Source organism: Erythrobacter sp. NE805 (genome assembly GCF_046452355.1).
GTDB lineage: Bacteria > Pseudomonadota > Alphaproteobacteria > Sphingomonadales > Sphingomonadaceae > Erythrobacter.
In genome coordinates this window covers 156,013-166,948 of sequence record NZ_JBKFDI010000005.1, presented here as the reverse complement: position 1 = coordinate 166,948, position 10,936 = coordinate 156,013, and the positions used below count along the sequence as shown (strand labels likewise).

11 protein-coding genes are annotated in these 10,936 nt (G+C 68.4%); 6 read left to right on the top strand and 5 right to left on the bottom strand.

The window, feature by feature from the left end:
- Positions 1-138 precede the first annotated feature (138 nt).
- Positions 139-1,089: a hypothetical protein gene (locus tag ACLBKU_RS16790; RefSeq protein ID WP_410180716.1), complete on the bottom strand. Its 951-nt coding sequence runs from the start codon at positions 1,087-1,089 to the stop codon at positions 139-141.
- An 8-nt stretch (positions 1,090-1,097) separates the two neighbouring features.
- Complete coding sequence (locus tag ACLBKU_RS16785) at positions 1,098-2,351, bottom strand: TIGR04063 family PEP-CTERM/XrtA system glycosyltransferase (protein WP_410180715.1); 1,254 nt, start codon at positions 2,349-2,351, stop codon at positions 1,098-1,100.
- A gap of 93 nt (positions 2,352-2,444) precedes the next feature.
- On the opposite strand from ACLBKU_RS16785, the gene ACLBKU_RS16780 reads away from it, so the two are divergent.
- The 5 genes from ACLBKU_RS16780 (at position 2,445) to ACLBKU_RS16760 (ending at position 6,774) form a co-directional block, all read left to right on the top strand.
- Positions 2,445-2,636, top strand: a complete 192-nt coding sequence (locus ACLBKU_RS16780) for a hypothetical protein (protein ID WP_410180714.1) — start codon at positions 2,445-2,447, stop codon at positions 2,634-2,636.
- Positions 2,637-2,640: 4 nt separating this feature from the next.
- Positions 2,641-4,026 (top strand): DUF5935 domain-containing protein, encoded by a 1,386-nt coding sequence (locus ACLBKU_RS16775; protein ID WP_410180713.1) that lies wholly within the window; start codon positions 2,641-2,643, stop codon positions 4,024-4,026.
- 113 nt (positions 4,027-4,139) lie between these two features.
- On the top strand, positions 4,140-4,589 hold the full coding sequence (locus ACLBKU_RS16770; protein ID WP_410180712.1) for a MaoC family dehydratase: 450 nt from the start codon (positions 4,140-4,142) through the stop codon (positions 4,587-4,589).
- 426 nt (positions 4,590-5,015) lie between these two features.
- Positions 5,016-6,197 carry an acetyl-CoA C-acyltransferase gene (locus tag ACLBKU_RS16765; RefSeq protein WP_410180711.1) on the top strand — a complete coding sequence of 394 codons (1,182 nt, stop codon included), beginning with the start codon at positions 5,016-5,018 and terminating at the stop codon, positions 6,195-6,197.
- Positions 6,198-6,255: 58 nt separating this feature from the next.
- Positions 6,256-6,774 (top strand): pyridoxamine 5'-phosphate oxidase family protein, encoded by a 519-nt coding sequence (locus tag ACLBKU_RS16760; RefSeq protein ID WP_410180710.1) that lies wholly within the window; start codon positions 6,256-6,258, stop codon positions 6,772-6,774.
- A 54-nt stretch (positions 6,775-6,828) separates the two neighbouring features.
- Here the strand turns inward: ACLBKU_RS16760 and ACLBKU_RS16755 are convergent, their stop codons facing one another.
- On the bottom strand, positions 6,829-7,824 hold the full coding sequence (locus tag ACLBKU_RS16755) for an aldo/keto reductase (RefSeq protein WP_410180709.1): 996 nt from the start codon (positions 7,822-7,824) through the stop codon (positions 6,829-6,831).
- Positions 7,825-7,930: 106 nt separating this feature from the next.
- Here ACLBKU_RS16755 and ACLBKU_RS16750 point away from each other — a divergent pair, with 106 nt between their 5' ends.
- On the top strand, positions 7,931-8,833 hold the full coding sequence (locus ACLBKU_RS16750) for a LysR substrate-binding domain-containing protein (protein WP_410180708.1): 903 nt from the start codon (positions 7,931-7,933) through the stop codon (positions 8,831-8,833).
- Positions 8,834-8,875: 42 nt separating this feature from the next.
- Here ACLBKU_RS16750 and ACLBKU_RS16745 read toward each other — a convergent pair whose 3' ends face one another.
- Together ACLBKU_RS16745 and ACLBKU_RS16740 are read right to left on the bottom strand one after the other, a co-directional pair.
- Complete coding sequence (locus ACLBKU_RS16745) at positions 8,876-10,081, bottom strand: type III PLP-dependent enzyme (protein ID WP_410180707.1); 1,206 nt, start codon at positions 10,079-10,081, stop codon at positions 8,876-8,878.
- 213 nt (positions 10,082-10,294) lie between these two features.
- Positions 10,295-10,867 (bottom strand): LemA family protein, encoded by a 573-nt coding sequence (locus ACLBKU_RS16740; protein WP_410180706.1) that lies wholly within the window; start codon positions 10,865-10,867, stop codon positions 10,295-10,297.
- Positions 10,868-10,936: the final 69 nt, after the last annotated feature.

Below are 10,936 nucleotides of genomic sequence, written 5' to 3'. Positions count from 1 at the left end.
GGGCCCTCCATGCCGACAGGATGCGGGTTTGGCAAGGGTCAGACGCGAAGTATTATTTCTCGCAGACCTATTCAAACTTTTGATAGATTGCGCGTGATGCACCGCAGCTCGGGTGAGTTGCAGCTTTTGCGCGTGACTTCAATGCGCGCGGGCGCCGCCCTGCCGCGGGTGGAGCCGGCTGAGCGCGGCACGCAGCGGTTCCTCGGCATCCCCGACCGGTGGCGGCGCGCCCGCGCCGGTCAGCACCGCGAGGGCCTTCAAGGCCTCGGCCAGCGCCGCCTCGCGCGCGGCGAGTTCGCCCGCATCGAGGCCGCGCGTCGGGGCGGCGGCGCGGTGTTCGTGGAGCGCCCCGGCGAAGCGCTCGACCATTTGCGCCATGCTGAGCTCACTCACCGGGGTCGCGCGCAGGCGGGCGAGCGCGGCGGTGCCCGGTGCGGGCGGCCGCAGCGGCGCGACCGTCCGGCGCGGCTCGGGCGCGGCGGCTTCGGACTGCCGGGCGGGTTGCGGCGCGGCGGCGGCGGGCTCGGGTGACGGCGACGCCTCCTCGACCCACACCGGGTCATGATCGGGCAGCTCGGCGAATGCGGCAAGGTCGAGCGCCGGGGGTGCGTCCTCGTACGGCTCGGGCGCGGGCTCGGGTTCGACCAGATCGGCATCGCGCCACGCGGGGGTCGCGAAGGGCATGGTCTCGATCGGATCGTCGAGGCTCTTCGTCCCGAGATCGCGCGCCGGGTCGATCGGGCGCACCCGGCGCACCGCGGCGTCGCGGGGCGAGGCGGTGACGATCCGTGCGCGCGCGGCGGCCGAGCGGGCGGCGGCGGGGAGGAACAGCGCCACGCCCAGCACGGCGGCAAGCGCCCCTGCGATCACTGCCTGGAGCGGCAGGTCGTAGGTGGCGATCACCGTGCCGCGGGTGAGCCCCTCGATCAGCGCCGGGGGAAGGACCATGACCGCAAGGCCGCCCAGCCCCGCGCCCCACAGGCCCAGCAGCGGCGCAAAGGCGCGGTGCGCGACAAGGGCCGCAAGCCCGCGCCGCTTCGCCTTGGCGCGCCTGCCTGTCCTGACCCTGACCTTGCGCTGCGATCCCATCGCGTCCTTCACCCTGCCGTCGCGGCGACGCGCTGTGCTGCGTCGCCCAGCCCTCCGGCTAGCAAGCGATGGTAAACATAGAGATAACCGCGCGCATTCGCGGCCCAGTCGTGGCGGGTGCGGACATGGGCCTGCGCGCGGTCCTTCATCGCCTCCCAGCCCGCGCGGCGAGCGAGCAGCCCGGCGAGCGCGGCGGCGCAGGCGGCGGGATCGTCGGGGGCGAACAGCGTGCCGGTCTCGCCGTCGGTAACCAGCTCGCGGTGCCCGCCGACGCTCGAGGCGGCGACGAGGCGGCGCTGGGCCATCGCCTCCAACGGCTTTAGCGGTGTCACGAGATCGGTGAGGCGCTGCGCCTTCCTCGGATAGGCGAGCACGTCGACCAGCGAATAGTAGCGCTCGACAGCGTCATGCGGCACGCGCCCGGTGAAGATCACGGCCTCAGGCTCGGGGAGCGCCGCGGCGGCTGCGCGCCACACGGCGTCCATCGGCCCCGCACCGACCAGCAACAGCCGCGCCTCGGGGTGCGTTCGGCGCAGCAGCGGCATGGCAGCGATGAGGTCGTCGACCCCCTCGTAGGCGTAGAAGCTGCCGATATAGCCGATCACCGGCGTGCCCGGCGCGATGCCGAGTTCGGCCGCGAGCGCGTCGTCGCGCGGCGGCGGATCGCCGAACAGGTCGAGGTCGACCCCGTTGGGCATGACGCCGATACGGCCCGCCGGGATGCCGCGCGCGGCGAGATCGTCCTTGAGGCCGTGGCAGATCGTGAACAGCGCGTCGGCGGCCTTGGCGACGCGGGTCTCGAGCGCGCGGGTCAGGCGATACTTGAGGTTGCCCTCGGTGCCCGCAAGATTGCCGACCGCGGCGTCCTCCCAGAAGGCGCGGATCTCGTAGACGAAGGGCACGCCGAGCGCGCGCGCGGCGCGTTCGGCCGCCGCGCCGCCAAGGGCGGGCGAATGGGCGTGGATGATGTCGGGACGCCATTCCTCGGCGAGCCTGTGGATCGACGCGGCGAGCGCCTCGATCTCGGCGAGCTCGCGCAAGGGCGGCGGGCCCGCCGGCACGCCGGGGGTGCGGTGGAAGGTCAACCCGTCCGCCTCCTCCCGCGGGGCAGCCACCACCGCCTCGAGATTGTGGCGCTGCCCGGTGATCCCGCGCACCTCGAGCCCCAGGCCCTCCTGCGCCTTGAGGATCGCGCGGGTGCGGAAGGTGTAGCCGCTGTGGAGCGGCAGCGAGTGATCGAGGACATGAAGGACGCGGGTCATGGGCCCCGCCCTATCGCAGGCGTGCTTAACGCCGCGTCAACTGGCACCGGGGTAACGAGGGACCCCCGCCCCGGCCCGGACACCCGCTCGCCCATGATCGACTACTTCGCCCTAGCCCTTGGACATGGCCTCCTCGCCATCGCCCTGCTGCGGCTGGTGGTGAAGCCGGGGCTCGAGGCGGACCCGCTGATCGGCAGCCTGAGCAAGGACCCGAAGGGGGGCCGCAAGGCCGCGCGGCGGGCGCGGGTGTCGGAGAGCGGCGCGCCCGAGGACGGGGGCGCCTGAACCGATGCTCGACCTCGCCTTCCTCGCTTTCGTCGCCTACGTGCTGGTGCTCGGCCTGAGGCGCCCCTTCGTGTGGGTGCTGCTCTATGTCTATATCGACATCCTCGCGCCCCAGAAGATCAGCTACGGCGTGCTCTCGACGCTCCCGGTCTCGCTGATTGCCTTCGCGGCGGCCTTCGGCGGCTGGCTCGCGCTCGACCGCAAGGAGGGCGCGCGCTTCACCGGCCGACAGGGGCTGATGCTGGTGCTGCTGCTCTATTGCTGGTGGACAACCGGTAACGCCGATTTCCCCGAGGATGCCGCGACCAAGTGGGACTGGGTGTGGAAGGCGCTGCTCTTCGCGGTATTCCTCCCCCTCACCCTCACCACCCGCGCGCGGATCGAGGGGCTGGCGACCGTGCTGGTGCTGACGGTCGCGACCATCGTGATCGGGGCGGGGATGAAGACCGTGCTCGGCGGCGGGGGCTATGCGAACCTCAGCTTCTTCGTCAACGACAACTCGGGGATCTACGAGAGCTCGACCCTCGCGACGGTGGCGATCGGGCTCATCCCGCTGATCTGGTGGATCGTGCGCCACGGGAGGATTTTCCCGAAGCACTGGACGGCGGTGGTCTTCGCCGTCGCGCTCACCTTCGCCTGCCTGCTGATCCCGGTCGGCACCGAGGCGCGTACGGGCCTTCTGTGCATCGCCGCGCTCGCGGTGATGATGCTGCGCTACACCAAGCGCCGCCTGCTGTTCCTCGTCGGCGCCGGGGTGCTGGGCCTCACCGCCCTCCCCTTCCTCCCGCAGACCTTCTACCAGCGCATGTCGACCCTCGCCGCGCCGAGCGGCGACGAGAGCGCCTCGACCCGTGTCGCGGTGTGGAAGTGGACCATCGACTACGCCGCGCGCAATCCCTTGGGCGGCGGGTTCGACGCCTATCGTTCGAACCGCTTCGAATACACCATGCCGGTAAGGGTCACCGACGGGAACACCACCACGATCGAATACCGCGAGGTCGTCGACAAGGCGCGCGCCTTCCACTCCTCGATCTTCGAGATGCTCGGGGAGCAGGGCTGGCCGGGGCTGATCGTCTGGGCGCTCCTGCACCTCACAGGGCTCTGGCAGATGGAGCGCCTCCTGCGACGCTGGCGCAAGGCCGAAGACGCCGAGGCGACGCGCTGGATCGCGCCGCTCGCGGGCGCGCTGCAGATGGGGACGGTGATCTACCTGATCGGCGCGACCTTCCAGGGGATCGCCTATCAGCCGGTGATCCTGATGCTCGTGGGCCTCCAGATCGGCCTCGCCACCTATGCCCGCCGGGTCGATTCGGTCATGACCGGACCGGTCCGCGCCGCCCCGCGGCGCAAGGCGCCCGAGGCGAAGATGCGCGGTGCCGTAGCGGCATAGGCCCCGCGTATCGGCGGGCGTTGCGCTGCCTTCCTGCTTGGGCCATGAAGCCCTCCAACGAAGCGCCCGCGGGCACGGGAACCCCGGCGCGAAACGAGCAGAGGAGGAGCCCCATGACCCCGCAGGATTTGGCCGCCAAGGTCGGCGAGAACATCGGCACCAGCGAATGGGTGGAGATGAGCCAGGAGCGCATCAACCAGTTCGCCGAGGCGACCGGCGACCACCAGTTCATCCACGTCAACGAAGAGATGGCGAAGATGACCCCGTTCGGCGGGACCATCGCGCACGGCTTCCTGACGCTCTCGATGATCCCCTACCTCGGCGCCCAGGGCGGCAGCCCCCGCGTCGACGGCGTGAAGATGGGCGTCAACTACGGCGGCAACAAGACCCGCTTCATCGCCCCCGTGCGCGCCGGCAAGCGCATCCGCGGCCACTGGAAGCTCGTCGAGATGGTCGAGAAGCGCCCGGGCCAGTGGCAGCAGACCGCCGAGATCACCATCGAGATCGAAGGCGAGGACAAGCCCGCCCTGATCTGCGAGTGGATCACGCAATACTTCGTGTGATTTTGTGCGGCAGATTGCACTAATCGGCGTCCTCGCCCTGACTGCTTGCCAGCAAGAAGGCAGCTCGATCCCTGCGAACGACAGGATTGTAGCTCTCGAAAGTCGCGTGGCGGCGCTGGAGCGCGAGGTCGCCGAAGTTAGACGAACTGCTTCTGCTAAAGCCATAGAAACGGAGGCAAAGCCTCCTGCGCCCACGCCAGCAGTCAAGAGAATGACGCACGCGCTTGTGAACACGTCGTTTCAGAATGAGCGCGAACGCAAGTATCCAAGCCTTCGGGAATGTGAGGCAGCAAAAAGCCAGCTTCTTGAAGATTGGCGCGCCGATGACGAGGCAAATCGCGCGAAGGGTGTAATTTTCACTTCGCGTCCAACCCCAAGCTGCATTCCCATCTAATTGAATCTCAACGACACAAGGATACCCCCATCATGGCACGTGACGCCGTTATCGTCTCCACCGCCCGCACCCCCATCGGGCGCGCCTACAAGGGCGCCTTCAACGCCACTCCCGGGCCGACCCTCGGCGCGCTCAGCCTCGCGCCGGCCATCGAACGCGCCGGCATCGAGGCCGGCGAGATCGACGACGTGGTGTGGGGCACCGTCCTCACCCAGGGCACCCAAGCCGGCAATATCGCCCGCCAGGTCGCGCTGCGCGCCGGTTGCCCGGTCGGCGTGAGCGGCCAGACAATCGACCGCCAGTGCTCGTCCGGCCTGATGGCGATCGCAACGGCCGCCAAGCAGATCATCGTCGACAACATGGATATCGTCGTCGGCGGCGGTCAGGATTCGATCAGCCTCGTCCAGACTCCCGAGATGCGCGTTTCGCCCGATCGCTCGCTGATCGCGATGCACAAGGACGTCTACATGCCGATGCTCGGCACCGCCGAGACCGTCGCCAAGCGCTACAACATCAGCCGCGAGGCGCAGGACGAATACGCCCTGCAATCGCAGCAGCGCACCGCGCAGGCGCAGGCCGAGGGCCGCCTCGATGCCGAGATCGTCCCCGTCACCGTCACCATGAACGTGGTCGACAAGGAGACCAAGGAAGTCTCGCAGAAGGAGATCACCCTCTCCAAGGACGAGGGCAACCGTCCCGAAACCACGCTCGAGGGCCTCCAGAGCCTCCAGCCGGTGATGGGACCGGGCATGAACATCACCGCGGGCAACGCTTCGCAGCTCTCCGACGGCTCCTCGGCCGCGGTGCTGATGGAAGCGAAAATTGCCGAGCAGAAGGGGCTCCAGCCGCTCGGCCGCTATGTCGGCATGGCGGTGGCCGGGACCGAGCCGGACGAAATGGGCATCGGCCCGGTCTTCGCGATCCCGAAGCTCTTGAAGCAGACCGGCCTCAAGATGGACGACATCGGCCTGTGGGAATTGAACGAGGCCTTCGCGGTGCAGGTGCTCTACTGCCGCGACCAGCTCGGCATCCCCAACGACATCCTCAATGTCAGCGGCGGCTCGATCTCGATCGGCCACCCCTACGGCATGACCGGCGCGCGCTGCACCGGCCACGCGCTGATCGAGGGCAAGCGTCGCGGCGCGAAGTATGTCGTCGTCACCATGTGCGTTGGTGGCGGCATGGGCGCGGCCGGTCTCTTCGAGGTCTTCTGACCCGGAACAATTCTCCGCGTCGGCGCTAGGCCTCCTTGCCAACAGCAAGGAGACGACCATGGCGACCGACGCGGAAATCCGTGCCAAGTTCTGGCAGGCGCTCAAGAAAGACATGACGATGTTCCTCGGCCTTGCGGAACGCGAGGACGGCCACGCGCGGCCGATGACCGCCCAGCTCGAAGAGGACGGCTTCGACGGCGACGACTACCGCGGCCCCTTGTGGTTCTTCACCGCCACCGACAACCACCTCTACCGCGCGGTCCAGCAGGTCGAGCTTGCCGGCCAGCCCGCCCGCGCGATGGCGCATTTCGCCTCCAAGGGGCACGATGTCTGGGCGACCGTCCACGGCAGCCTCTCGACGAGCCGCGACCGCGCCACCATCGACCGGCTCTGGAACCGCTTCGTCGCGGCCTGGTACGAGGGCAAGGACGACCCCAAAATCGCGCTGATCCGCCTCGATCCCGAGGATGCCGAAATCTGGATCGACACCTCCTCGCTGGTGGCGGGGATCAAGATGCTGGTCGGGATCGATCCCAAGAAGGACTACCAGGACAAGGTCGCCGAGGTGCGGCTCTAGACGCCTTTCGGCAGCGCGGGGAGCGGCGGGCTGCCCTCCCCGCGCCTGCCGCCGTCAGCGCTCGCTGTCCATGAAGGCGAGCTGCTGCGCAGGATAACGCCCACCCGCCGCAGCGCCCTTCGGCACGGCGCGTTCGATCGCGGCCAGATCCTCGGCCGACAGCGCAACGTCGAGCGCATCCAGCGACTCCCGCAGCCGGTCGCGGCGCCGGGCACCGACCAGCGGGACGATGTCCTGCCCCTGCGCCGCGACCCAGGCAATCGCGGCCTGCGCGCGGGTGATCCCCCGCGCCTCCGCCACTGCGCCAAGCGCCTCGGCCAGTGCGAGGTTGTGCTCGACATTGCCTTCCTGAAACCGCGGGCTGATCGCGCGGAAGTCGAACTCGCCGGCCTCGGGCCGCCGCCAGTCTCCGGTGATCAGCCCCCGCGACAGCACGCCGTAGGCGGTGACCCCGATCCCCAGTTCGCGGACGGTCGGCAGGATCGCGTCCTCGATGCCGCGCGACAGCAGCGAGTACTCGATCTGCAGGTCGCTGATCGGCGCTGTCGCCGCCGCCCGGCGGATGGTGTCGACGCCGACCTCGGACAAGCCGATGTGGCGCACGTAGCCGGCCTGCTGGAGCTCGGCGATGGCCCCGATCGTGTCCTCGATCGGCACCTCCGGATCGAGCCGCGAGGGGCGGTAGATGTCGACATGATCGAGCCCGAGCCGCTGGAGCGAGTGGGCGAGGAAGTTCTTCACCGACTTGGGACGATTGTCATAGCCGATGAAGCCCCCCGATGGATCGCGCAGCGCGCCGAACTTGAGGCTGACCACCGCCTGTTCGCGGCGGCTGCTCTGCTGGAGCGCCCGGCCGAGCAGGCTCTCGTTGTGGCCGACACCGTAGAAGTCGCCGGTGTCGAGCAGCGTAACCCCGGCTTCGAGCGCGGCATGGATCGTCGCGATGCTCTCGCCCTCATCGGCCGAGCCGTAGAAATCGGACATGCCCATGAGGCCGAGGCCGAGGGCGGACGTGAGGGGGCCGGTCTGGCCGAGGCGACGCTGTTGCATGATGGTTCTCCTTGGCGGGGTGTCGAAGTGACGGACATCATCTACGCCTCGCAGCATTGTGCGATAAGGCGTGACACATAGGACAGGCTGTGCAAAAATCCGCACAATGCGCGATGCCGAACTGCAGGATCTCCTCGCCTTCGCCGCTGTCGCCGAGCAGCGCAGTTTCCGCGCGGCGGCGGCACGGCGGGGTGGCTCGGCCTCGGCCCTGTCTGCCGCGGTGCGGCGCCTGGAGGAGCGGCTCGGTGTCCGGCTGCTCAATCGCACGACCCGCAGCGTCCAGGCTACCGAAGCGGGCGCGCGCCTGCTGGAACGCCTGCGCCCCGCCCTGGCCGGGGTGAGCGAGGCGCTCGACAGCGTCAATGCCTACCGCGACCGCCCGGCGGGCACGCTGCGCCTGAACGTGCCCGGCGTCGTCGCAAGGCTGATGCTGCCCGATCTCCTTGCCCGGTTCATGATCGCCTATCCCGAGATCGTGGTGGAGGTGCAGGCAGAGGACCGCTTCATCGACGTGCTCGGCGAGGGATTCGACGCGGGGGTCCGCTATGACGAGCGGCTGGAGCAGGACATGATCGCCGTTCCGATCGGCCCGCGCACGCAGCGCTACGTCTGTGTGGCTGCGCCTTCGTATCTTACGCGAGCTGGCGTTCCGCAGCATCCCCGCGAGCTGCTGGGCCATGCCTGCATCAGGCACCGCTTCCTGCACGGCACCATGCTGCCTTGGGAGTTCGAGCGCGAAGGCGAGGTGATCAACGTATCCCCGCCCGCGTGCCTCACCACCAATTCGCTCGAGATGCAGCGCGCTGCGGTCGCTGCAGGACGAGGGATCGCCTGCACGTTCGAGGGCTTCTATGCCGATCTGCTTGCAGCCGGGAGTATCGTCGAGATCCTGCCCGAATGGTCGACGCCCTTCTCGGGGCCTTTCCTCTTCTACCACGATCGGCGCCACGTTCCGGCGCCGCTCAAGGCCTTCATCGACTTCCTGAAACAGGAGCGGGCCCGAACCTGACCACCGCCCCGCCCGGTTCAGGCGGAGCGGCGGAGCGGGGGTTCAGCGCAGCGACACCACGTTGTCGGTCGCCTCGCGCACGCGGGTGCCGTTGAAGAGGCTCATCATCGGCTCGTCGGCGACGGTCACCGCGACCGCATTGCCATATCCGTTGAAGCCGGTCTTCATCGCCGCCCCGTAGGCGCCGAGCATCCCGATCTCGATATAGTCGCCGGCCTGGATGTCGGCAGGGAGCTTGAAGGGGCCCTTCATGTAGTCCGCGTCGTCGCAGGTCGGGCCGTAGAAGGCGAAGTCCTCGTCTTCCTCGATGAGGTCGTCCTCGAGCGCGCGCACCGGGAAGCGCCACGCGACGTGGGCGGCGTCGTAGAGCGCGCCGTAGGCACCATCGTTGATGTAGAGCTCCTCGCCGCGGCGCTTGTTCACCTGCACGATCATCGAGGAATACTCGGCCGACAGCGCGCGGCCGGGTTCACACCACAGCTCGGCGTTGTAGGCGATCGGCAGGCTCTCGAAGTGCTTGGCGATGATCGCGAAGTAATCTTCCATCGGCGGCGGCTCGAGCCCGGGGTACGAGCTCGGGAAGCCCCCACCGACGTCGATCATGTCGATGACGACCGAGGCCTCGGCGATCGCCGCGCGGGTGCGGTCCAATGCCTGCACGAAGGCAAAGGGCGTCATCGCCTGGCTGCCGACATGGAAGCACACGCCCAGCCAGTCGCAATGCTGGCGGGCCTGCTGGAGCAGCTGCGGCGCCTCGATGAGGTCGCAGCCGAACTTGCTGGCGAGGCTGAGCTCCGAATACTCGGACGAAACGCGCAGGCGCACGCACAGCCGGAGGTCGCGCGGGGCCTCGCCCGTCGCCGCATCGGTGCAGGCGTCGATGATCTTCTCCAGCTCCTCGAAGGTGTCGAGGCTGAAGGTCCGCACGCCGTGCTCGAAATAGGCCTCGCGGATCGCGGCCGGGGTCTTCACCGGGTGCATGAAGCACAGCACGGCGTCCGGCAGGATGCCGCGCACCAGCCTGACCTCGGTGATCGAGGCGACGTCGAAATGGGTGACGCCGGCGTCCCACAGGACCTTGATGAGGTCGGGCGCGGGGTTGGCCTTCACCGCATAGAGCACCTTGCCCGGAAACTTCTCGACGAAGAAACGGGCGGCGCGCCGCGCGGCGTGCGGGCGGTTGAGGATGACGGGTTCGTCCGGACGGAGGTCGCGGACTACAGCCAGTGCGTCAGGATAGATGTGCAACTCAAGGGACCCCCAAAACGGCTCTGTTGAACCATAAAACGACAAGCTGCCTTGCGGTTTGGAAGTCCCCTTGGGGCAGCGGAAGCGCGCAGATAGGGCCTGGGGGGGGAAATGCAAACGAAAAATGCGGCCCGCCCGGGAGAAATGTTACTTTTTGAAGACACCCTCGACAAGACGACCGGAATGTGACGAAAGCGCGGGAGATTCCCGCTGTCAGAACGCAATCTTCGGTGCCTTGTCGACGGTCCCCTGCTCGCTTGCGTCAAGGCGGTGGAAGTCCGCTTCGCCGAATCCCAGCGCGCCCGCGAACAGCACTGCCGGGAAGGATTCGCGCGCGGCATTGAAACGCGCCGTCGCGGCGTTCAGCGCGCGCCGGGCGGCAGCCAGCTTGTCCTCGACATCGGCGAGTTCACCCTGGAGCGACTGGAAGTTGGCCGAGGCCTTGAGGTCGGGATAGGCCTCCCCCAGCGCCAGCAGCTTGTCGAGTGCGCCGCGCAAGGCGACCTCGCTGCCCGACGAGGGCGCGCCGCTCGCCGCGGCATTGCGCGCCGCGATCACCGCTTCGAGCGTGCCGGATTCGTGCGCGGCATAGCCCTTCACCGTCTCGACCAGGTTGGGAATGAGATCGTGCCGCTGGCGCAGCTGCGCGTCGATATCGGCAACGCCCTGCCGCACGCCCTGCCTGAGGCGCACGAGCCGGTTGTAGATGGCGATCAGCACCACCACCAGCAGCACCGCGATCACCAGGATCGCCGACGACCAGAACGAATTGATGATGTCGATCACGCCATTGCCCTCCTTGTCATGGCACCGCCGCTTAAGCCATATTCGTTAAGGGAGAGGTGCTAACACAAA

Excerpts from the sequence above, each read along its gene's own strand:
- ACLBKU_RS16790 (WP_410180716.1), bottom strand. The coding sequence starts at position 1,089 with ATGGGATCGCAGCGCAAGGTCAGGGTCAGGACAGGCAGGCGCGCCAAG.
- ACLBKU_RS16785 (WP_410180715.1), bottom strand. The coding sequence starts at position 2,351 with ATGACCCGCGTCCTTCATGTCCTCGATCACTCGCTGCCGCTCCACAGC.
- ACLBKU_RS16780 (WP_410180714.1), top strand. The coding sequence starts at position 2,445 with ATGATCGACTACTTCGCCCTAGCCCTTGGACATGGCCTCCTCGCCATC.
- ACLBKU_RS16775 (WP_410180713.1), top strand. The coding sequence starts at position 2,641 with ATGCTCGACCTCGCCTTCCTCGCTTTCGTCGCCTACGTGCTGGTGCTC.
- ACLBKU_RS16770 (WP_410180712.1), top strand. The coding sequence starts at position 4,140 with ATGACCCCGCAGGATTTGGCCGCCAAGGTCGGCGAGAACATCGGCACC.
- ACLBKU_RS16765 (WP_410180711.1), top strand. The coding sequence starts at position 5,016 with ATGGCACGTGACGCCGTTATCGTCTCCACCGCCCGCACCCCCATCGGG.
- ACLBKU_RS16760 (WP_410180710.1), top strand. The coding sequence starts at position 6,256 with ATGGCGACCGACGCGGAAATCCGTGCCAAGTTCTGGCAGGCGCTCAAG.
- ACLBKU_RS16755 (WP_410180709.1), bottom strand. The coding sequence starts at position 7,824 with ATGCAACAGCGTCGCCTCGGCCAGACCGGCCCCCTCACGTCCGCCCTC.
- ACLBKU_RS16750 (WP_410180708.1), top strand. The coding sequence starts at position 7,931 with ATGCGCGATGCCGAACTGCAGGATCTCCTCGCCTTCGCCGCTGTCGCC.